Source organism: Arthrobacter sp. UKPF54-2 (genome assembly GCF_007858535.1).
Taxonomy (GTDB): domain Bacteria; phylum Actinomycetota; class Actinomycetes; order Actinomycetales; family Micrococcaceae; genus Arthrobacter.
The window spans coordinates 1,438,135-1,459,275 of record NZ_CP040174.1 but is presented as its reverse complement, the minus strand read 5'-3'; the positions used below and the strand labels follow the sequence as shown (position 1 = coordinate 1,459,275).

General features: G+C 69.4%; 21 protein-coding genes and 2 riboswitches. Of the genes, 9 read left to right on the top strand and 12 right to left on the bottom strand.

Going from position 1 to position 21,141, the window contains the following annotated elements:
• Position 1: 1 nt before the first annotated feature.
• From E7Y32_RS06600 to E7Y32_RS06580, 5 genes are all read right to left on the bottom strand, one after another.
• A complete protein-coding gene (locus E7Y32_RS06600) occupies positions 2-1,348 on the bottom strand; it encodes an MFS transporter (RefSeq protein WP_146336421.1) in 1,347 nt (448 codons plus the stop codon).
• 34 nt (positions 1,349-1,382) lie between these two features.
• Entirely contained in the window at positions 1,383-1,838 is a 456-nt protein-coding gene (locus tag E7Y32_RS06595; protein ID WP_146336420.1) for a MaoC family dehydratase, read from the bottom strand.
• 64 nt (positions 1,839-1,902) lie between these two features.
• Complete coding sequence (locus tag E7Y32_RS06590) at positions 1,903-3,129, bottom strand: acyl-CoA dehydrogenase family protein (RefSeq protein WP_146336419.1); 1,227 nt, start codon at positions 3,127-3,129, stop codon at positions 1,903-1,905.
• Between the two features lies 1 nt (position 3,130).
• Positions 3,131-4,024 carry an amidohydrolase family protein gene (locus tag E7Y32_RS06585; RefSeq protein ID WP_146336418.1) on the bottom strand — a complete coding sequence of 298 codons (894 nt, stop codon included), beginning with the start codon at positions 4,022-4,024 and terminating at the stop codon, positions 3,131-3,133.
• A 1-nt stretch (position 4,025) separates the two neighbouring features.
• Positions 4,026-4,961 (bottom strand): SDR family NAD(P)-dependent oxidoreductase, encoded by a 936-nt coding sequence (locus E7Y32_RS06580; RefSeq protein WP_146336417.1) that lies wholly within the window; start codon positions 4,959-4,961, stop codon positions 4,026-4,028.
• A 122-nt stretch (positions 4,962-5,083) separates the two neighbouring features.
• Here E7Y32_RS06580 and E7Y32_RS06575 point away from each other — a divergent pair, with 122 nt between their 5' ends.
• Positions 5,084-5,560, top strand: coding sequence for a MarR family winged helix-turn-helix transcriptional regulator (locus tag E7Y32_RS06575; RefSeq protein WP_146336416.1), 477 nt, complete (start codon positions 5,084-5,086; stop codon positions 5,558-5,560).
• On the opposite strand, the gene E7Y32_RS06570 is transcribed toward E7Y32_RS06575, so the two are convergent.
• Positions 5,557-6,585 (bottom strand): S1C family serine protease, encoded by a 1,029-nt coding sequence (locus E7Y32_RS06570; protein ID WP_186467060.1) that lies wholly within the window; start codon positions 6,583-6,585, stop codon positions 5,557-5,559. The two genes, E7Y32_RS06575 and E7Y32_RS06570, sit on opposite strands and share 4 nt — an antisense overlap.
• Positions 6,586-6,715: 130 nt before the next feature.
• Between E7Y32_RS06570 and E7Y32_RS06565 the strand changes: the two genes are divergently transcribed.
• Together E7Y32_RS06565 and pabB are read left to right on the top strand one after the other, a co-directional pair.
• Positions 6,716-7,252, top strand: a complete 537-nt coding sequence (locus E7Y32_RS06565; RefSeq protein ID WP_146336414.1) for a low molecular weight protein-tyrosine-phosphatase — start codon at positions 6,716-6,718, stop codon at positions 7,250-7,252.
• On the top strand, positions 7,249-9,294 hold the full coding sequence (gene pabB, locus E7Y32_RS06560) for an aminodeoxychorismate synthase component I (protein WP_146336413.1): 2,046 nt from the start codon (positions 7,249-7,251) through the stop codon (positions 9,292-9,294). The genes E7Y32_RS06565 and pabB overlap by 4 nt, the downstream gene beginning before the upstream one ends.
• Before the next feature lie 41 nt (positions 9,295-9,335).
• Here pabB and cls read toward each other — a convergent pair whose 3' ends face one another.
• Complete coding sequence (gene cls, locus E7Y32_RS06555; protein ID WP_186467059.1) at positions 9,336-10,811, bottom strand: cardiolipin synthase; 1,476 nt, start codon at positions 10,809-10,811, stop codon at positions 9,336-9,338.
• A 93-nt stretch (positions 10,812-10,904) separates the two neighbouring features.
• Here cls and E7Y32_RS06550 point away from each other — a divergent pair, with 93 nt between their 5' ends.
• The 4 genes from E7Y32_RS06550 to E7Y32_RS06535 all read left to right on the top strand — a co-directional run bounded on the left by E7Y32_RS06550 (position 10,905) and on the right by E7Y32_RS06535 (position 13,998).
• Complete coding sequence (locus tag E7Y32_RS06550) at positions 10,905-11,861, top strand: aminodeoxychorismate lyase (protein ID WP_146336412.1); 957 nt, start codon at positions 10,905-10,907, stop codon at positions 11,859-11,861.
• Between the two features lie 85 nt (positions 11,862-11,946).
• Positions 11,947-12,060, top strand: a riboswitch (SAM riboswitch).
• 37 nt (positions 12,061-12,097) lie between these two features.
• Positions 12,098-12,382 (top strand): DUF1737 domain-containing protein, encoded by a 285-nt coding sequence (locus E7Y32_RS06545; RefSeq protein WP_146336411.1) that lies wholly within the window; start codon positions 12,098-12,100, stop codon positions 12,380-12,382.
• A complete protein-coding gene (locus E7Y32_RS06540) occupies positions 12,379-12,789 on the top strand; it encodes a rhodanese-like domain-containing protein (RefSeq protein ID WP_146336410.1) in 411 nt (136 codons plus the stop codon). The genes E7Y32_RS06545 and E7Y32_RS06540 overlap by 4 nt, the downstream gene beginning before the upstream one ends.
• Entirely contained in the window at positions 12,790-13,998 is a 1,209-nt protein-coding gene (locus E7Y32_RS06535) for an O-succinylhomoserine sulfhydrylase (protein ID WP_146336409.1), read from the top strand.
• Here the strand turns inward: E7Y32_RS06535 and E7Y32_RS06530 are convergent.
• From E7Y32_RS06530 to E7Y32_RS06510, 5 genes are all read right to left on the bottom strand, one after another.
• Positions 13,995-15,212 carry a glutamate--cysteine ligase gene (locus E7Y32_RS06530; protein ID WP_146336408.1) on the bottom strand — a complete coding sequence of 406 codons (1,218 nt, stop codon included), beginning with the start codon at positions 15,210-15,212 and terminating at the stop codon, positions 13,995-13,997. The genes E7Y32_RS06535 and E7Y32_RS06530 overlap by 4 nt on opposite strands.
• A gap of 63 nt (positions 15,213-15,275) precedes the next feature.
• Positions 15,276-16,799, bottom strand: a complete 1,524-nt coding sequence (locus tag E7Y32_RS06525) for a UDP-N-acetylglucosamine 1-carboxyvinyltransferase (RefSeq protein WP_146336407.1) — start codon at positions 16,797-16,799, stop codon at positions 15,276-15,278.
• Positions 16,800-16,926: 127 nt separating this feature from the next.
• On the bottom strand, positions 16,927-17,730 hold the full coding sequence (locus tag E7Y32_RS06520; protein ID WP_146336406.1) for an energy-coupling factor transporter transmembrane protein EcfT: 804 nt from the start codon (positions 17,728-17,730) through the stop codon (positions 16,927-16,929).
• Positions 17,727-19,337, bottom strand: coding sequence for an ABC transporter ATP-binding protein (locus tag E7Y32_RS06515; protein WP_146336405.1), 1,611 nt, complete (start codon positions 19,335-19,337; stop codon positions 17,727-17,729). The genes E7Y32_RS06520 and E7Y32_RS06515 overlap by 4 nt, the downstream gene beginning before the upstream one ends.
• A gap of 13 nt (positions 19,338-19,350) precedes the next feature.
• The gene (locus tag E7Y32_RS06510) at positions 19,351-19,983 is read right to left on the bottom strand and encodes an ECF transporter S component (protein WP_146336404.1); all 633 of its coding nucleotides are present in this window, start codon (positions 19,981-19,983) and stop codon (positions 19,351-19,353) included.
• 67 nt (positions 19,984-20,050) lie between these two features.
• A riboswitch (TPP riboswitch) is annotated at positions 20,051-20,191 on the bottom strand.
• Between the two features lie 78 nt (positions 20,192-20,269).
• On the opposite strand from E7Y32_RS06510, the gene E7Y32_RS06505 reads away from it, so the two are divergent.
• Together E7Y32_RS06505 and E7Y32_RS06500 are read left to right on the top strand one after the other, a co-directional pair.
• The gene (locus E7Y32_RS06505) at positions 20,270-20,818 is read left to right on the top strand and encodes a heme-degrading domain-containing protein (protein ID WP_146336403.1); all 549 of its coding nucleotides are present in this window, start codon (positions 20,270-20,272) and stop codon (positions 20,816-20,818) included.
• A gap of 41 nt (positions 20,819-20,859) precedes the next feature.
• Positions 20,860-21,123 carry a DUF4235 domain-containing protein gene (locus E7Y32_RS06500; protein ID WP_146336402.1) on the top strand — a complete coding sequence of 88 codons (264 nt, stop codon included), beginning with the start codon at positions 20,860-20,862 and terminating at the stop codon, positions 21,121-21,123.
• Positions 21,124-21,141: the final 18 nt, after the last annotated feature.

Genomic DNA, 21,141 nt, shown 5'->3' with positions numbered 1-21,141 from the left:
GTTAGGACCGGACGGCTTCCAGATCGTTATTCTTCGGCTCCCGGGTCAGCAGGATGAAGATGATCGACACGACCGACATGATGGCGAGGTACCAGACCACGGAGGAGGTGTTTTGTCCCGAGTCCTTGAAGATCTGCGCCACGATCCCGGGGGTGAACCCTGCGCCCAGGAGGGTGGCCGGCTGGTAGCCCAGCGAGGCCCCGGTGTAGCGGGAGGTGGTGCCGAACTGCTCGGAGACAAAGGCCGCGAGCGGGCCGAACAGCGTGGAGTGGATCATCAGGCCCACCGCGAACGCTACGAAGATCAGGCCGATGTTGTTGGAGGAGAGCAGCTGGAACATCGGGACGAGGTAGGCGATGAAGAGCACCAGGCCGCCGATCATCACGGGCCGCCGGCCCAGCTTGTCGGAGAGCCGGCCGCCCATGACCACAAAGATGATCGAGACAAACGACGCCGCCGCGAACGCGTAGAGCACGCCCTGGCGGTCGGCGCCCTTGGACACCGCGTAGGTGACGGAGAAAGTAGCCAGCACCACCTGCAGCGCGAACCCGGCGGCTCCGGCCAGCATGGTGAAGATCAGGGTCTTCGGCCGCCGCAGGACCTGCAGCAGCGGGACCTCACGGCGGGCCGCCGCTCCCTGCGCCGCCTCCTCGGCTTGCTCCTTCTCCAGCGCGGCCTTGAAGATCGGGCTCTCGGAGACCTTGAGCCGGACGAACATGCCCACGCCCAGCAGCACGAAGGACAGCAGGAACGGCACGCGCCAGCCCCAAGCCAGGAACTGCGCGTTCGGCAGGGCGGAGAAGGCGCCCATCACTAGGGTGCCGAGCACCGCGCCGGTGGGGGCGCCGGCATTGACGAAGGAGGCCGCGAAGCCGCGTTTGCCGGACTCGGAGTGCTCCAGTGCCATCAGCGCCGCCCCGCCCCATTCGCCGCCGACGGCGATGCCCTGGAATACGCGCAGGATCGCCAGCAGGACGGCGCCCCAGGGGCCGGCCACGGAGGCGTCCGGGACGAGCCCGATCAGTGTGGACGCGATGCCCATGACCAGCATCGAGACAATCAGCATGCCCTTGCGGCCGAGTTTGTCGCCGAAGTGGCCGAAGATGATGCCGCCCAGGGGCCTCGCGACGTAGCCCGCGGCGAAGGTGCCGTAGGCGGCCACGACGCCGACCCAGTCGTCCATGCCGGTGAAGAACACCTTGGGAAAGACCACGGCCGCAGCCGTGGCGTAGAGCAGGAAGTCGTAGTACTCGATGGTGCTGCCGAGGTAGCTGGAGGCGATGACGGTCCGGGCTTCCCGGCGGCGTGTGCCCACGTCCATGGCCTGCAACTGCGAAATCTGGGACATCGTTGTTCCTTAGGGGCAGAGGGGGGTGGCGGGTCTACTTGTAGAAGCGGGCGAGGAATTCGGCCACGACGGCGGGCCGTTCCTGGCCCTCGATCTCGATGGTGTTGGCGACCTTGATCTGGGCGCCGCCCTTGACCTCGGTGACTTCGGCGATCGTGGCGCGCATCCGGATCCTCGAGCCGACCTTGACCGGGGACGTGAAGCGGACCTTGTCCAAGCCGTAGTTGACCTTGGTGGTGACGCCCTCGACGTCGAACAGCTCGCCCCAGAACGGGATGATCAGCGAGAGGGTGAGGAAGCCGTGCGCGATCGGGGCACCGAAGGGCCCGTCCTTGGCGCGTTCCGGGTCCACGTGGATCCACTGGTCGTCACCGGTGGCGTCGGCGAATTTGTTGATTTGTTCCTGGCTGATTTCTCGGTATTCGGTGGCGCCGAGGTCGGTGCCGGAGAGGGTGAGCAGTTTGTCGAAGTCGACGACGAGGTTGGGCATCTTGGGCTCCTCTGGTGGTTGGGCTGAGCGGATCGACGGCGGCGGGACGGGCCGGCGTCGGGGTCTAGCGGGTGAAGGCGCTGTGGCCGGTGAGGGCGCGGCCGATGATCAGGGCGTTGATTTCGTGGGTGCCCTCGTAGGAGTAGACGGCCTCGGCGTCGGCGTGGAAGCGGGCGACGTCGGTCTCGAGGGTGATGCCGTTGCCGCCCACCACCTCGCGGGCCAGCGCCACGGTCTCGCGCATCAGCAGGGAGGTCTGCATCTTGGCGAGCGCAGAGTCCGGGTCCCGGTAGATGCCCTTGGCCTGCTGCTCGGTCAGCCGGACCACAAGGGACAGGGCCGAGGTGACGTTGCCGAGCATCCGGGCCAGTTTTTCCTGGACGAGCTGGAAGGACCCCACGGGCCGGCCGAACTGTTCCCGCTGCGTGACGTAGCGCAGCGCGGCCTCGAAGGCGCCCGCGGCCATGCCGGTGGCGATCCAGGCCACATCCGAGCGCATGGCCCGCAGCATCGCGGCCACGTCCTTGAAGGAGTTGACGTTGTGCAGGCGCATCGACTCCGGGACGCGGACGCCGTCGAGGGTGATGTGCGCGTTCTGCATCATCCGCAGCGCGGTCTTGCCGTGGATTTTCTCCAGGGTCACGCCGGGGGCCTCGCGCTCCACGAGGAAGGCCTTGACCTGCCCGTCGGCTTCGTCGCGGGCGAAGACGGCCAGGACGTCGGCGGTGGCCGCGCCCCCGATCCAGCGTTTGGCGCCATCCAGAACCCAGGTGCCGCCGTCGGCGTCCTCTTCGAAGCGGGCCGTCGTGGACAGGCCGCCGGCGATGTCCGAACCGGACTCGGGCTCGGTCAATGAGAAGACACCCTTAAGCGAGAAGTCGATCACCTTGGGCATCCACTCGCGTTTTTGCTCTTCCGAAGCGCCCACGCGGATGGCCGTGCGGAACAGGCCCGCCTGGGACGTGTACCAGGTGGCCAGCGAGGCGTCCGTGCGGGCAAGTTCGAAGATCCGGAAGCCTTGATAGATCCCGCGTGCCGGAGCATCAGCGGTCAGTTCGGCCGGCTCCATCAGGTCCAGGTCGATCAGAGGACGGGCCAGCTGGTCGGGAAATTCCCCGCGTTCCCAGTACTCCGCCAGGAGCGGGCGTGCCTTCTCGTCAAGGAAAGTGCGGAGCCTGCCCAGCACGCGGCGCTCGCTGTCGGTCAGGAGGGATTCCGCATCGTAGAAGTCAGCCACCTCGAAAAGCCGTTGCGGGGCACTCACTGAGGGTTCCGCCGTCGTCGTATCCATCTCAGCCCTCCAGCCCGAGCAGGCGGACGGCGTTGCCCTTGAGGATCTTGGGCCGGACTTCGTCCTTGAGCGGCAGGTCCGCGAAGGCGGCCAGCCATTTCTGCGGGGTGATCAGCGGGAAGTCGGTGCCGAACAGCACCTTGTCCTGCAGCACCGAGTTGGACATCTTCACCAGCGACTCGGGGAAGTATTTCGGGGACCAGCCGGACAGGTCGATGAACACATTGGTCTTGTGCGTGGCGATGGAGTTGGCTTCGTCCTGCCACGGCACCGAGGGGTGGGCCATAATGATCTGCAGCTCGGGGAAGTCGGCGGCCACGGCGTCGAGCAGCAGCGGGTTGGAGTAGGCCAGCTTGATGCCGAAACCGCCGGGCAGGCCCGCGCCCATGCCGTTCTGGCCGGTGTGGAAGATCGCCGGCAGGCCCAGTTCCTGCAGCGTTTCCCAGAGCGGGTAGAACTGCTCGTTGGAGGGGTCGAAGCCCTGCAGGCTCGGGTGGAACTTGAAGCCCCGGGCGCCCAGGTCCACGGCCTGGTGTTTGGCGCCTTGGATGGCCTCGGCGCCGGTGCGCGGGTCGACGCTCCCGAACGGAATTAGCACGTCGTTGTTCCGGGCGGCCCCGGCGATCAGTTCGGGGATGCTGTTGGGCTCGTGCTTGAGCTGGGTCCGGGCGTCGACGGTGAAGACGACGGCGGCCATGTTCAGTTCGCGGTAGAGCTCCGCGATCCGGTCCAGCGACGGCGTCCGGTCCTCGGCCTTGAAGTACTTGGCAGAGGCCTCGGTGAGCTCGGCCGGCAGCGAACCGTGGCCGTGGCCGTCCACCTCGAGGTGGACGTGCATGTCGATCGCAGCGAGCTTTGCGGCGTCGATACCGAGTTCGTAGCGTGCGTTGGCCATCTCAGCGGACCTGGGCCGGTTCGGGCTGCAGGTCCTCCGGCAGCGGCAGGAACTCCTCGCCCACACTCTGCAGTTTGTCCCCGAAGAGCGCCCCGAAGTTCTCGACGAGGTCCGCGTAGCCCCAGCCGCCTTCGCGGTATTCGGTGGCGGCCGCCTCGGGATGGGTCCAGAGCTGCAGACGGTCACCGCCCGCGCCGATGGCCTGGCCGGTGACTCCGGCGGCGGCGTCGGAGGCGAGGAACGCGACCAGCCCGGCGACGTCGTCGGCGGTTCCGAAGCCGAGGTCGTGGCGGAAGAAGGCCGGCATGGCCTCACCGCGCTCGTCGGCCTCCACAGCCTTCTGGAAGTACGGGACGGTCTTGGTCATGGCGGTGGCAGCAACCGGGATGACGGCGTTGGCGGTGACACCGGCCTTTTTCATCTCCAGCGCCCAGGTGCGGACCATGCCGACGATCCCGGCCTTGGCGGCCGCGTAGTTGGTCTGGCCGAAGTTGCCGCGCTGGCCGGTGGGCGAGCCGATGGTGATGATGCGGCCGGCAATGCCGTTCTCCTTGAAGTACCCGAATGCTTCCCGGGCGCAGGTGAAGGTGCCCTTGAGGTGGACGTTGATCACGGCGTCGAAGTCCTCGTCCGTCATCTTCAGCAGGCTCTTGTCCCGCAGGATCCCGGCGTTGGTGACCAGGATGTCGAGCCGGCCGAACTCGGTGACGGCGGCCTGGACCAGCTGCTTGGCGACCTCGGAGCTGCCCACCGGGGCCACGACGGCCGCTGCCCGGCCGCCGTCGGAGGCAATGGTCCGGACCGCCTCTTCGGCGACCGCCGCGTCCACGTCGTTGACGACGACGGCGGCGCCCTGGCGGGCCAGCTCCCGGGCGTAGGCCAGGCCGAGGCCACGGCCGCTTCCGGTGACGATTGCTACTTTTCCTGACAGGCTCATGCTGCTCCTTTGCTAGCTGCCGTGTGCATCCGGCCGTCCGGCGTGGGATGCTGTTCTGCATCCATGAAAGTATGGATAATTGAAAATGTCAACGATTTATTTTTTAGACTATTGGAGCCCGCATGACGACCGAAGTAGACGCCCAGCCGGATACCCGGCCGGAGGACAAGCTCGTGGCGGCTTCCATCAGCCGGGATGCGGGCTTCCTGCTGGCGAAGCTGCACGCCGCCGGCTCGGTCCTGAACAACCGCGCGCTGGCCGAGTTCGGCCTCAAGGAACGCTCGTATTCTGTCCTGGCCCTGGCCAACAGCGAGCTGGAGCCCACCCAGCGCGAAATGGCCGAGTTCCTCAGCCTCGACCCCAGCCAGATTGTTTCGCTCATTGACGAGCTGGAGCAGCGCGGCCTGGTGGTCCGCGCGCCGGGCCGGCTGGACCGGCGGGCCAAGATTGTCTCCGCCACCGCGGACGGAGCGGCGCTCTTCCGGCAGGCTGAAGCCGCCGCGCGGGCCGCGGAAGCGGCGGCCCTGGCCGGGCTCAGCGGCGACGAAATCAGCGCGCTGAAGGGACTGCTCCGCAAGGCGCTCTGGAACCGGGACTAACCGCCCGCGCGGAGGGCCGGCAGCAGTGCTTTCACCGTGTCCGCAGCGATCGCGAAGCCAATGCCGTTCGCGGCGGTCTGCGAGGTGGATGTGGCCACCATGGTGTTGATGCCGATCACCTGGCCCTCGGTGTTGAGCAGCGGGCCGCCGGAGTCACCCGAGCTGATGGGCGCATCGGTCTGCAGCAGATTGGTGAGCCGGGAGTCTGTGCCGAAACCGGTCTCGGTGGTCGTCGTCCGCCCGGTTGCCGAGATGATGCCGGTGGTGACGCTGGGGCCGCCGTCCAGCCCCAGGGCGTAGCCGATCGCGATGACCGGGTCGCCGGGCGCCATAGCCCCCGAATCGCCCAGTTCCAGCACGGTCAGGCCCGCTATGCCGGTAACCTTCAACAGCGCCAAGTCGTTCCCGCTGTCGGAGGCGATAATCTGGGCCGCGCGCCGGCTAGAGTCGTGGAAGGTCACGCTCACGGTCGACGCGCCGCTGACCACGCCCCGGACCACATGGGCATTGGTGAGGATCTCCCCGGCACTCCCGATCACAATGCCGGTCCCCTCGGCCGTCACCCGGGTTGCGCCGCTCGGATCCAGGAACGGGTTGGACTGGGTGGTGGTGGCCTTCACCGAGACCACGGCCGGCAGCGAGGTTGCCAGCAGCCCCTTGATGTCAGTGGGGTGGTCGGACACCGCGCCGCCGGTGCTGACATACTGCTTGACCACGGTCGGGGTTCCCCAGCCGCTGAACCGCGCGACCAGCAGGGATGATCCGGCGCCGGCCAGCGCAGCGACCAGGACGAGTCCCAGCAGCTGCAGGAACCCCAGCGAGAACCGCTTCGCCCGCCGGCTGGGATTCCTGCCCTCGGGGGGCGGCGGGTCCCGCCGCGCTGGTACATTCTCCGACGGCGGCGGCCCCTCGCGTTCGAGCGCAGGTTCCCCCGGCGGAGACCCGTAGGGCGCATCCCCGTCCGCGGCCCAGGGCTCAGGGCCGTATCCGGACGTCCGGAAGGCCGGCGGCTCCTGATCCGTCATAAGCCCAGTCTGAAGCGGCCCCGGCCGGCGGTCCAGAGCCAAAGGACCCGCCGGCAGGCCGGGCCCGGCCGCGCTGCCTGGCGGACCGGCACAACTGGCCAAGCCGCCACCGAATCCCTCATGCTTAATCATGACCTCAATGTCGAGCCAGTACCGGATCATCACGGTCTGCACCGGAAACATCTGCCGGTCCCCGATGGCCGAGCTGATGCTGGCGGAGGCCGCGTCCGCGGCGCAGCTCACCGGCGTCCAGGTCGATTCAGCGGGCATCACCGCCTACGAGGTGGGCCGGCCGATCGACCCCCGCGCCGCCCGCAAGCTGGCCGCCCACCATATTGGCTCCGAGCTGCACGTCGCCCGCGAGTGGCGCAGCGACTGGTTCCACTCCCGCGAGCTGATCCTGGCCCTGGATGTGGACCATTACGGCTGGCTGCGGCAGGCCGCGCCGGATCCGGCCTCGCTGGCGAAGATCCGGATGCTGCGCAGCTTCGACCCCGCAGTCGCCGGCAGGGATCCGCTGGAGCAAGGCATCGAGGACCCCTGGTACGGCGGCCATGCCGACTTCGACCTCACCTGGGACCTGATCCACGCCGCGGTCCCGGGCATCCTCGAGCACGTCCGCGCCGCCCGGCAGCACACAGTGCACCCGGTACGCTCTACTTCATGAGCCCCGCACCCGTCATCATCGCCATCGACGGACGCTCGGGCGCTGGCAAAACTACCCTGGCGATCGAACTCGCGGCCCGGCTCCGCGAACACCACAAGGTCTCCCTCTTCCACCTCGAAGACATCTACCCCGGCTGGAACGGGCTTGCCGCGGGCATCGATCGCTACGCCGCCACCGTGCTGGCCCCGCTACGCCGCGGCGAGGCGGCCCGCTGGGTCAGCTGGGACTGGGAACGGCATTACGACGGCGAAACACGGCTGACCCAGCCGGCCGAGATCGTCCTGGTCGAGGGTGTCGGTGCGGCTGCCGCGGCCGCCGCACCCTATCTTGACGCCGTGATCTGGGCCGACTCCCCCGACGAGGACCGCCAAACCCGGGCGCTGGCCCGCGACGGCGAGAGCTACGGCCCCTACTGGGAGCAGTGGGCGCGGCAGGAAGACGAATGGCTGGCCGCGGACAATGTCCCGTCCCGGGCCGACGTGCGGGTCCTCAACCTTGCCGACGGCGCCGCCCCGGCCGAGGTGCTGCAGGCCCTCCAATACCTTCCCGCCGTGGCCCCGGCGCTGCTCCCGGAGCTCTCGGCACGCCGGGGGCTGCAGCTGGCGGCCGAGCGGATCGACGCCGCGCCCCACGCGGCCAGGCTCTTCGAACTGCTCTACGGCGGCTCGCCGAACGCCGTGTGGCTCGATTCCTCGCTGGCCGAGGGCGGCGCCGCCGCCGAACGCAGCCGCTTCAGCATCCTGGCCGACGACGGCGGCAGCTACGGCCAGTCCGTCCGGCACCGTTCGGGCCGGACCTGGGTGACCGTCGGCAACTCCACCGTGCAGACCGATGGCGGGTTTTTCCGCTGGCTTGACGGCGTGTGGGGCCGCCGAGCACTGCGCGCCCCTGAGGGCTACCCGTGCGAGTTCACCCTCGGCTGGCTCGGCTACCTCGGCTACGAACTCAAACGCGAGACCGGCGGCAGCAAAGTGGACGCCGCGACCCCGGATGCCAGCCTGATCTTCGCCGGCCGCGCCGTGGTCCTGGACCACCTCGAACGCACCGCGTGGCTGCTCGCCCTCGACACCCCGGATGCAGGCGAGTGGCTGGCCACGGCCCGCGCCGCCGTCGCGGCGGCGGAGCAGGTCCTCGGGTCCGCTGCCGGCGGGAGCAGCGGCGTCGGACCTTCGGCCGGGACCGCCCTGGACTTCGGCGCACGGGACTCCGAGGCCGCGTACAAGGCCAAGATCGCCGCGGCGCAGCACGAGATCACCGAGGGCAACAGCTACGAGGTCTGCCTCACCACTGCTCTGACCGCCACCGTGGCTGCCGGGGAGATCGACCCGTGGCAGACCTACCTGGCGCTGCGGCGCCGCAACCCGGCGCCCTTCGCGAGCTTCCTGCGGCTGGCGGACCTCACCGTGGCCAGCACCTCGCCGGAGCGCTTCCTGCGCATCTGCGCCGACGGCGCGATGCGGGCCGAGCCGATCAAGGGCACCCGCGGCCGGGACTCCGACGCCGCCCTCGACGAGAGACTGCGCCACGACCTCGAATCCTCGCCCAAAGACCGGGCAGAGAACATCATGATCGTCGACCTGCTGCGCAACGACCTCAGCCATTTCGCTGTGCCCGGCTCGGTGTCAGTCACCCGGCTGTGCGCGATCGAAAGCTACGCCACGGTCCACCAGATGGTCAGCACCATCGACGCACGGCTCCGGCCCGGGATGCCGCGGGCCGAGGCCGTCGCGGCCTGCTTCCCGGCCGGCTCCATGACCGGGGCGCCCAAGGTCAGCACCATGGCCATCCTGGACCGGCTCGAGGCCGCGCCGCGCGGCGTCTACTCCGGCGCGATCGGCTACTTCTCGCTCAGCGGCGCCACCGACCTCGCGGTGGCCATCCGCACCCTGGTGGTCGCCTCCGGCCCGGACCGCGACACCGTGAGCCTCGGCGTCGGCGGTGCGATCACCGCAGATTCCTCCCCGCAGGAAGAGTACGAGGAGATCAGGACCAAGGCCTTCGGGGTTCTTTCGGCGCTCGGCGCTGAGTTCCCCCCGGGCTAGGTGCATGCCTAAGCCTGAGGCCGCACCGGGGCCGCGGCGGGTTACTGCAGGGTGGCCGTGAGCCGGGCGACATTGTCCACGTACTTGACGCCCATTGGCCGCTTGACCCATTCCTCGAGCTTGAGCTCGCGCGAAATGCCCCGGTAGGTGTCCTCCACGGCGCGGATCCGCTGCACGATGTCCTCGCCGAGCAGCATCACGGAGACCTCAAGGTTGAGCGAGAACGAGCGCATGTCCATGTTGCTCGAGCCCAGCACGGCCACCTCGTCGTCCACCGTGAAGTGCTTGGCGTGCAGCACAAAAGGCGCCTTGTAGAGGTAGATCCGCACCCCGGCCTCCAGCAGCGCCTCATAGTAGGACTGCTGGGCGTGGTGGACCAGGAACTGGTCACCCTTCTCCGAAACGAACAGTTCGACGTCGACCCCGCGCTGGGCTGCCGTCGTCACCGCGTAGAGCAGCGAGTCGTCCGGGACAAAGTACGGGCTGCAGATCGAGAGCTTGTGCTGCGCCGAGTAGATCAGCGTGTTGAACAGCCGCAGGTTGTTCTCGGTGATGAACCCCGGGCCGCTGGGCACCACCTGGGCGGTGACATGGCCCGGGGCGGATTCGGGCTGGTGGGCCAGCTGGTGTTCCAGCGACTCATCCGTCTCACTGAGCCAGTCGGTGGCGAACACCACGTTGAGGGTGGTGACGATCTGGCCGCGCATGCAGGTCATCAGCTCGACCCACTCGCGGCCCACCTTGCGGTGCTTCGGGTTGTTGTAGGACGGTTCGATCAGGTTCTGCGATCCGGTGAAGGCCACCTCGCCGTCGATCACCATGATTTTGCGGTGGTTGCGCAGATCGGGCCGGCGCCACTGGCCGTGCACCGGCCGCAGCGGCAGCATGGGCCGCCAGCGGATTTTGCTCGCCTCGAGCCGTGCAATCAGCTTGCGGTACCCCTTGATGCGCAACGTGCCAAGGTGGTCGAACAGGATCCGGACCTCGACGCCGCGCTCGGCGGCGTCCTCCAGGGCCGTCAGCAGATCGTCGGTGACGTGGTCCGAGCTCATGATGTAGAACTCGGCGTTGACGAACGATTTGGCCTCCCGGACCGCCGCGGCCATTGCCTTGATGGAATCCGGGTAGCCGGGCAGCAGCTCCACGCTGTTGCCGTCCACCATCGGCAGCGAGCCGAGGGTCTTGTTCAGTTCCGCGGCGGACGCCACCCACTCGGGCCCGTCATAGTTGCTTTCAGCGGCGGCCAAGGCCGAGGTCCCGGCCCGCACCCGCGTGTTCACCGCCTCCTGCTGCGCGCGGCGGCGGCGGGAGAGCCGGAAGTTGCCGAACAGCAGGAACAGCACCAGGCCAAGGGCCGGCACAAAGAAGATGCCCAGCAGCCAGGCCATCGCGGTGGTGGGCCGGCGGTTGCCGGGAATGATGCCCAACGCCAGCACACGGATGACGAGATCAATCACCGTCAGGATCAGAATCACCCAGGACGGCAATATCCCGGTCAGCGGAAACGGCCACAGCACAGGCGTACCCCTCAAGCTCCAGACCCGCGGAACAGTTCCGGAACGGGCAACCCGCACAGCTTATCCCGCCGCGGGCCGCACTAAGCTGAAGGCATGACTGCCTCCGCCTCTGTTCCCGCCCCCGCCACGGTGCTGGTGTTCCTCGATCCCGCGCACGAGAACGGCCGGATCGCCGACTCGTCCCGGCCGCAACTGATGGCCACGGACCAAGGGGCCACCCGCGGCGACGGCGTCTTCGAGTCGCTGCTGGCGGTGGGCGGTACGCCGCGGAAGCTGCAGGCCCACCTGAGCCGGCTGGCCGGCTCCGCCCGGGCACTGGAGCTGGAAATCCCGGCCGAGGACGCCTGGCGCCGCGCGATCGGGACCGCGATCAGCGAGTTCCGCAGCCGGTCCGGCGGCGACGCCGACGGGACAGACGAACTGGTGGTGAAACTCCTCGCCACCCGCGGCGTCGAAGGCGCCGCCACCCCCACCTGCTGGGTCCAGGCCTCCCCGCCCCCGGCCGCCGGGCGCCAGCAGCGCGAGAGCGGCATCGACGTCCTCCTGCTCGACCGCGGCTATGACAGCGAGGTCGGCGAACGCGCGCCGTGGCTGCTGCTGGGCGCCAAGACCCTGTCCTACGCCGTGAACATGGCGGCGCTCCGCTACGCCCACCACCAGGGCGCGGACGACGTCATCTTCACCTCCGCCGACGGCAGGGTGCTGGAGGGCCCGACGTCGACCGTCCTGCTGGCGCACCTGGAGACTTCCGACGACGGCGCGGGCGGGGTCCGCACCGTGCGCCGGCTGATCACCCCGCAGCTGGACAGCGGCATCCTTCCCGGCACCTCGCAGGGCGCCCTGTTCACCGCGGCCAAGGCCGCCGGCTGGGAACTGGGCTACGGCCCGCTGGTACCCGCCGACCTCTACGACGCCGACGCCGTGTGGCTCATCTCCAGCATCCGGCTCCTTGCGCCGGTAAACCACATCGACGGCAAGGAAATCGGAACACCCGAACTGCGCCGGCAGCTGACGGCCGAGCTGAACGCGCTGTACGCCACGATCGAGTAAGGTCCAGGCGCCGGCGCGGGTCCGGTTACTTAACATGACGACGGCGGCTCTGCGGGCCGGCGTCGCGGGTGTTACGTTTTTGGTGAGTAATGAGACCCGGCGCCAAGCCCTGACTGGCCGGTCGGCAACCCTCCCTTTCGCGGCGGGGTGCCTCAGGTGAATACTCGGCATATCGAAATTCGAGCTGCAAGCGTGAAAGAAGGAGATCCGTCGTGCCTGACGCGTCCGCCCCCGCTGTGCCTGATACAGCAACCGCATCGTCCCCCGCCGGCGCCGAGGAGAAGCTGGCTTACCGCCTGTTCACGGGCCCCGACGACCGCGCCTTTTGCGAGCGCGTGTCCGCCGCGCTGGCCGAAGGCTACGTCCTGCATGGCAGCCCCTCCGCCACCTTCAACGGCAGCACCGTCATTGTGGCGCAGGCCGTGGTGCTGCCCGCCGCGATCGCCAGCGCCGACGCGGCCGTCGCGAACGCCGTGGACGAACTCGACGCCGTCGAGTTCGAGGGCGAAGGCCACGCGTGAGCTACGCCGGAGACTTGACCCCGCAGGAGGCCTGGGAACGGCTTGCGGCCGGCGCTGTCCTGGTGGACGTCCGGACCGAGGGCGAGTGGGCGCACATTGGCGTCCCCGACACCGCGGGCGGACGCCGGGAGCCGCTGTTCATCCAGTGGACGTTGGCCGGTGGGTACCCCAACCGGCAGTTCCTGGACCAGCTGCGGGCGCAACTACCGGACCACGACGGCGCCGACCTCATCTTCCTGTGCCGCTCCGGCGCGCGTTCCGTGGCGGCAGCCACCGCCGCCACGGCCGCCGGCTTCACCGCCTACAACGTCCTGGAGGGCTTCGAGGGCGAACCGGACGCCTCCGGCGCCCGCACCGTGAATGGCTGGAAGAACCGCGGCCTCCCCACCAACCCCGGAAAGCACTAAGTGGGCTTCAATCCCGACGCCCAGGGCTGGAGCCCGGATACCCAGGCCGTCCGCGGCGGGCTGGACCGCACCGGTTTCCAGGAGACCACCGAGCCGATCTTCCTGAACTCCGGCTTCGTCTACGAATCCGCGGCAGCGGCGGAGCGTGCCTTCACCGGCGAGGACGAGCGCTTTGTCTACTCCCGCTACGGCAACCCCTCGGTGGCCACGTTCCAGGAGCGGCTCCGGCTGCTCGAGGGCACCGAGGCATGCTTCGCGACCGCCTCGGGCATGTCCGCGGTGTTCACCGCGCTCGGGGCGCTGCTGGCCGCCGGCGACCGGGTGGTCGCGGCCCGCTCGCTGTTCGGCTCCTGTTTTGTGATCCTCAACGAGATCCTTCCCCGCTGGGGTGTGGAGACCGTCTTTGTCGACGGCCCGGACCTGGAGCAGTGGCGCGCCGCGCTCTCGGAGCCGACGACGGCGGTCTTCTTCGAATCCCCCTCGAACCCGATGCAGGAAATCGTGGACATCGCCGCGGTGAGCGGGCTGGCCCACGCCGCCGGCGCGACGGTCGTCGTCGACAATGTTTTTGCCACCCCGCTGCTGCAGCGCTGCGGCGACCTCGGCGCGGACGTGATCGTCTACTCCGGCACCAAACACATCGACGGCCAGGGCCGGGTGCTCGGCGGCGCGATCCTGGGCACCAAAGAGTTCATCGAGGGCCCGGTCAAGCAGCTGATGCGCCACACCGGACCGGCACTCTCCGCCTTCAACGCCTGGGTACTCACCAAGGGCCTGGAGACCATGGGCCTTCGGGTGAACCACTCCTCCGCCTCCGCGCTGCGGCTGGCCGGCTGGCTTGAGGAGCAGCCCGCGGTCAGCTGGGTCAAGTACCCGCTGCTGCCCTCCCACCCGCAGCACGAACTCGCCGCCCGGCAGATGAAGGCCGGCGGCACCGTGCTGACCTTCGAGCTGTCCCCCTCCCCGGGGCGTTCGGCGAAAGAGGCCGCCTTCGCGCTGCTGGACGCGCTGAGGATCATCGACATCTCCAACAACCTGGGCGACTCCAAGTCGCTGATCACCCATCCGGCCACCACGACGCACCGTGCCATGGGCCCGGAGGGCCGCGCGGCGATCGGGCTGAGCGACGGCGTGGTGCGGTTGTCGGTGGGCCTGGAAGACGTGGAGGACCTGATCCTGGACCTCGGGCACGCACTCAAGCAGGTTTAGCTCCGGCGGACCCGGGACAGTGTGGGGGCCGGTTCCGCCGCGCCCTCCATCTCCTCAGTCTCCGCGCCGCGTGTGGAGACCCGCACCGCGTGGGCGACGACGGCGGCCAGCCCGGCGTCGTCGGCGGGGGTCTCCCGGCCCGGGGCGCTGAGCGCCTGCCGCTGTTGCTCCGACCCCGTGCCGTCCGCCAGGATCCGGTTGACACCGCGGCGCGCCAGGTCCAGTTCGCCCTGCTCCGCCAGCACGGGGGCCAGGAAGTCCACCAGGGCATGCACCACCTCGGCGGCCGGGGCGGGGGTGAAGGTTCCGAAGTCCAGCAGCTGCCCGCGCAGCCCGCAGTTGCTGGCCTGCCAGGCGGCCATCCGCAGCAGCAGCGTCGGCACCGGGGCGGGGTCGACGCCGTCGTCCCATTCCCGGGCCGCCGTCTCGACCAGCGCCCGCACCAGGACGGCGATCAGCGCCGCATCCTCGGCCCGCAGGCAGACGTCGGCGACCCGGACCTCCACGGTGGGGTGGTGCCGGCACAGCCGCGAATCGAAGTAGACCATCCCCTCGTCCATCAGCACGCCGGTGTCCACCAGCCGATTCACCACCCGGCGGTAAACCGGCAGGCTGCCGAAGATCATGGTGGGCCCGGACCCCGGCCAGCGGTTCCACGCCTGCGTCCGGTAGCTTTCGAACCCGGTCTCCGTGCCGTTCCAGTAGGGCGAGTTGGCGCTGAGTGCGATCAGCACGGCGAGCTTGTCCCGGATCCGGTCCAGCACCGCCACCGCCTCCTCCGGGGACTCCACAAACGTGTGGACGTGGAACCCGCAGGTCAGCTGCTCCTGCACGGTGAGGCCGAAACGCTTCTGCATAGTGGCGTAGCGCGGGTTGGGCGTGGTGTGCGTAACGGAGGCCAGCGGCGACGTGGCCAGGGCCGCCACCCGGGCGCCGTGCGCCCGGGCGGCCCGGTCGGTGAAAGCCCGGGCCTGCCGGATCTGCCGGAGCAGGGCGCCGTACTCCAGGCAGGGCAGCGTCTGGGTTTCGATCTGCTCCAGCTTGAGCTCGAAGCTGTACCCCGAATCGTCGTGGGCGGGCTCCGTGGCCGCGGCCGCCGCCGCCCCGGCGGCGGCCGGCTTCAGACCGCCCAGCAGCGCGTCGGCCAGCGCCAACGGGACCCCGGTGGCGGGATCCACGATCAGCAGTTCCTCCTCAACGCCAAAGGTGCGCATGGAACCATTGTCCGCCAGCACCTCCCCCGTCGCGCTACCCCCAACGGCCGGGCATCAGAGAGTTCAGTCCTGGAAGTACTCGATCTTGGCGCCGATCGTGTTGAGCCGTTCGGCCAGGTCCTCATAGCCGCGCTCGATCACGTAGATGTTGCGCAGCTCGGACACGCCGCGGGCCGCCAGCATGGCCAGCAGCAGGCAGGCCGCCGGGCGGAGGGCCGGCGGGCAGCCTACCTCGGCGGCCCGCCACTTGGTGGGCCCGTTGACGTAGATCCGGTGCGGATCCAGGAGCTGGACCTGGGCGCCGAGCTTGTTCAGCTCGGTCAGGTAGATGGCCCGGTTCTCGTAGACCCAGTCGTGGATCATGGTCTGGCCGTGGGCGTTGGCGGCGATCACGGCGAAGAACGGCAGGTTGTCGATGTTCAGCCCGGGGAAGGGCATCGGGTGGATCTTGTCCTCCGGCGCCCGCAGCTCCGAGGGCTGGGTGGTGACGTCCACCAGCCGGGTGCGGCCGTTCCGGGCGACGTATTCGGCGGACACCTCCAGCCGCTGGCCCATCTGCTCGAGCGTCGCGAGTTCGATCTCCATGAACTCGATCGGGACCCGGCGGATGGTGACCTCGGAGTTGGTCACGATGCCGGCGGTGATCAGGCTCATCGCCTCGATCGGGTCCTCCGACGGGAAGTACTCGATGTCGGCCTCGATCGACGGGCGGCCGACGATCTTCAGCGTGGTGGTGCCCACGCCGTCGATCTCCACGCCCAGCATCTGCAGGTAGAAGCAGAGGTCCTGGACCATGTAGTTCGGGCTGGCGTTGCGGATGATCGTGGTGCCGCGGCGGTGGGCGGCGGCCATGATGGCGTTCTCGGTGACGGTGTCGCCGCGTTCGCTCAGCACGAAGGAGCGGTCGTGGCCGTCCGAGGGCGGCGCCTGCACGCTGTAGAAGCCCGATTTCGCGTCCACGCTGAGGCCGAACTGGCGCAGGGCCTGCATGTGCGGCTCCACGGTACGGGTGCCGAGGTCGCAGCCGCCGGCGTAGGGCAGCCGGTATTCGGTGGACTCATCGAGCAGCGGGCCCAGGAGCATGATGACGCTCCGGGTGCGGCGGGCCGCCTCGACGTCCATCGAGTCCAGGTCCAGCACGGCCGGGCGGCGGATCTGCAGGTCGTTGGCGTTGAGCCAGGTGCATTCGACGCCGATGCTGGTCAGGACCTCGACGATCCGGTTGACCTCCTCGATCCGGGCCAGCCGGCGCAGCACCGTGGTGCCGCGGTTGATCAGGCTGGCGCAGAGCAGCGCGACGCCGGCGTTTTTGCTGCTGTTCACGTCCACGGCACCGGAGAGCGTGCGGCCGCCCTCCACCCGGAGGTGCGTCATGGCGGGCCGGCCCACCTTGACGATGGTGCGGCCGAAGATCGATTCGAGCCGCTGGATCATTTTCAGGCTCAGGTTCTGCTTGCCCTGCTCCATCCGGGCGATGGCGCTCTGGCTGGTTCCCAGCTCGGCGGCGAGCTGTCCCTGGGTCCAGCCTTTCTCGCCGCGGGCATCCCGGAGCACGGCGCCAACGTATTCTGCAGTCTGTTGAGTCATATCCAACAAATATCACGGATGAGCTATTGGACCTCTTCTGGCCGCGCGAATAGCAGTCAATCTCACAAAATATTCACCTCGTGCGATATATCGACTCCCATGCCCGGATCCGGGGCCGGCCGGGCGGCTACTGCTGACCCAGGAACACCATGTTCCAGGTGCCGGCCGCGATCGCCGTGGCCACCGCGGCGGCGGCGATCAGCACGCCCCCGAGCAGCACCCAGACGTCCAGCCGGCTGAACGTCGCCTTCCGCGCCCAGGTCCGCTGTGCGCCGCCGAAACCCCGCGCTTCCATGGTCACCGCGAGCCGGGAGGCGCGGCGGACCGCTTGGACCAGCAGCCCGAAGCTCTGCCCCAGCGTGGCCTTCAGCCGCTGCACGGGGTTTCCGTGCGAGCCCACCCCGCGGGCGCGGCGGGCCATGCCGATGGTCTGCCATTCCTCGGCCATCAGCCCCACCAGCCGCAGCGCGGCCAGGGTGCCCAAGACAAAGCGGTGCGGCAGTTTCGCCTGCTGCGCCAGGGCGTCGGCCAAATCTGTCGGGTCCGTGCAGCTCATCAGCAGGACGGCGGGCAGGGCGATCGCGAGGCCGCGCAGCAGGAACCCGATCCCGAGCTGCAGTGAACCCTCGCTGATGGACCAGACGCCGACGTCGAGCAGTGTCCGCCCGTGGTCTGCCGCCAGGATCGCGGTGCTCCAGCCGCCCACGGCCGCGGCGAGGATCAGCGGCCAGCCGCGCTGCCAGAGCAGGGCCAGCGTCAGCCCGGCGAGCGGGAACAGCAGGAGCTCGAAGGCGAGCGCCAGGGACGCGGAGACCCAGTCGATGGACAGCGCCAGCGCCACGGTGATGAGCAGGACGCCGGAGAACTTGGCCAGCGGGTTGGCGCGGGTGAGCAGGGCCTGGTTGCCGCGCAGGGTCAGGGTGTCCCTCACGGCGCAGCCACCCCCGGGGCCGCCCGGCCGGGCAGTCCGGGCTGCGGGGCGCCGAGGGCGAGTTCGGCGCCGCCAAGGACCTGGCTGAATTCGGCGTCGTGGGTCACGGAGACCACGGCCGTGCCGGCGTCGAGCAGCTCGGAAAGAAAGGAGGCCAGCTCGGCCCACGTGTTGGCGTCCTGGCCGAAGGTGGGTTCGTCCAGCACCAGCACCTGCGGGTGCGCGGCGAGCACGGTGGCCACCGAGAGCCGACGTTTTTCGCCACCGGAGAGCGTGTAGGGGTTGGCGTCCACGAGGTCGCGCAGCCGCAGGCGCTCCAGCAGTTCGTCCACCCGCTCTTCGCCGCGGCCCAGATGGCGGGGGCCGAACATCAGTTCGTCCAGCACCCGGCCGGTGACGAACTGGTGCTCGGGTTCCTGGAACACCGTGCCGATCCTGGCGATCAGTTGCTGGGCCTTCCACTTGTACGGATCAATGCCGGCGCCGGCGCTCAGCCCGGTGGTGGCGGAGACGGCCCCCGCAACCGGCGCCAGCAGCCCGGCCAGGGTCAGGGCGAACGTCGATTTGCCTGAGCCGTTGGGGCCGGTGATGGTCAGGGCCTGCCCGGCCCGGACCTGGGCCGTGATCCCGGACTGCACCGGTTGCGGCGGGACGGTCCGGAAGCCCCCGCGCAGGCCGGCGCGGCGGGGCCGTTCGCGGGAGACGGCCAGTTTCTCGGCGGCGAGCAGCAGCTGCCCGGCATTTGAGCCCGCCGGGCCGCCACCGCGGGTGCCCGCGCTGCGCGCCCGCGTGGCCGGGACGTGGCCGGGCACCCAGACGCCGGCGGCGATGAGCAGGTCCCGCGCCTGCTCCAGGACCTGGTCGGGCGGCCCGTCCAAGAGCACGGCGGAGTCCGCGGCGGACCCCGGCTGCAGCACAACGATGCGGTCCACGAGGTCTTTCCAGACGGCGACGCGGTGTTCCACCACCACCAGCGTGGCCCCGGTCTTGTCCAGGCAGCGCCCCACGGCGTCGCGGACCTCCAGGACACCGGCGGGGTCGAGGTTGGCGGTGGGTTCGTCCAGCAGCAGCAGCCCGGGCCTCATCGCGAGGATGCCGGCGAGCGCCAGCCGCTGTTTCTGGCCGCCGGAGAGCGCCGACGTCGGGTGCTCCAACGGAAGCCCGCCGAGCCCGACGTCGTCGAGCGCTTCCGCCACCCGCCGCCAGATCTCCGCCGGGGGAACGGCAAGGTTCTCGGCCCCGAAGGCGACGTCGTCGCCGACCCGGGAGAGCACCACCTGGGTTTCCGGGTCCTGCTGCACCAGGCCGGCCCGTCCGCGCGCGGCCCGGGGCGGGACACCGTCGATCAGCAGGCTGCCGGTCTCGTCGGCGTCGTCCGCGTCGGCGGAAGCGGCTGCGGACGGGCCGGGCCCCTCCCCCAGCACCCCGGCCAGGGCGTACAGCAGCGTGGACTTGCCGGCGCCGGAGGGGCCCAGCAGCAGCACACGCTCTCCCGGGCGGATCTCCAGGTCCAGTCCGCTGACGGCGGGCCGGGGCCGGCCGGCGTGCCGCCAGCCCCAGCCGCGGGCGGTGACCGCGGCTGGGCGGCCGGCGTCGAGGGATGTCATGCGTGTGCGGGCATCAGGAGAACACGGGTTCCGATGCCGCCTTGCGGGACGCGAACGAGGCGAGCACCCCGGTCTTGGCGAGCCCGCGGGTGGCCAGCCAGGACAGTCCGCCGGCGATCACGGCACCGGAGACGGCGCAGAAGACGATGTAGGCGGCCTTGTCACCGGCCTCGTAGGCGATGTTCCAGCCCCAGGGCAGGAAGGAGTCGTTGAGGCCGCAGAACAGGCCCGCGCCGGCGCCGGCCAGCAGGGACACCGGCAGGTTGAACCGCTTGTAGAGGAAGGCGGCGAAGATCAGTTCAGCGCCGAGGCCCTGGACGAAGCCGGAGAACAGCACGGACGCGCCGTACTGCGAGCCCATGATCAGCTCGCCCGTGGCGGCCACGGTCTCGCAGAACAGCGCGGCCCCCGGCTTGCGGATGACCAGCATGCCGAGCACCGCCGGGATCATCCAGCCGCCGGCGTAGAGCCCGGTCAGCGGCGGGTAGACCGCGTTGAGCGGCACGGCTACGAGGTTGGAGCCCTGGGACCAGGCCCAGAAGATCACGCCGCCGGCAACGGCGATCAACGCTGCCAGCACAATGTCGACCACACGCCAGTGGTATTTGCCGGTGGCCAGTGTCTGCTTCGCAGAAATATCAGTCATATCGTCCTCCTGAGGTACAGGAGGGGAGGGTGGTCCGGCTGAGCGCGGCTTCCGCCGTGGTGCCGGGCACCCTGAGAACTCGACTCCCTTGCGCCGGTACTAACCGGATCAGGTTCGAGGGTCTGCGGCTGTCCGCACTCTCAGCGCCCACCTGTGGATCCCCGGACTGCTCCGGATTGCCGACGGCGGCGCTCCCCTGTCGTATTTAAAATCGCCCTTGTGGGCTGGGCCAGTTTACACCCGGTAAGGCTTGCGCAGCGGCAGAACGTAACGGAAGCTGAGTCCCATGAGCGACGCACCAGCGCCTTCCCCCGACTACGACCCGGACTCCGCGGATCCGCAGCCGCCGGGAGCCCTGGCCGCGCTCATCGGCCGGATCCTGACGGAAATCGACGAACTGCAGTTCGAATCCTTCAGCAAGGATGACGCGCTTGAGCTCGGGTTCCTGCTGGTGGAACTCGGCCGGCAGCGTTCCCACCCCATCGCCATCGACATCACCAAGGGTGAGCAGGTGCTCTTCCACGCGGCCCTCGAGGGCGCCACCCCTGACAACGAGCGCTGGATCAGGGCCAAGCAGCGCACGGCCTCGCGGTATGAGGTCCCGTCGCTGCTGGTGGGCCTGCGTGCCCGGGCTGCCGGGCGCAGGATCGAGGACAACGCCTGGTTCGACCAGCAGGAGTTCGCCGCCCACGGAGGCTCGTTCCCCATCTACCTGCGCGGAACCGGGGCGGTGGGCACGGTCACGGTCTCGGGGCTGCCGCAGAAGGCCGACCACGAGCTGGTGGTCGAGGCCCTGACCGAATTCCTCGGCGGCCGGGGCGCCAGGGGAGGCTAGGCTAGGGGAAGCCCTGTTCCCTCCCGCAAGGAGTACGACGCATGAACATCTTCATCAAACTGCTTGGCACCGGCATCAGCCTCGTCGCCGGTTTCGTCGGCACCAAGGTGGTTGACACCGTCTGGGAAAAGACCACCGGCAACAAGCCGCCCAAGGGCCACGACGACGACGTTCCCACCACGCTGCGCCAGGCCCTGACCTTCGCCCTGATTTCGGCCTCGGTCAGCGCCATCATCCAGGTCCTCGCCAACCGCGGCACGCAGCGCGCGATCACCCGCTTCGCGAAGACCCAGGATCTGGTCTAAGCCGCCTCGTAGAGAGCC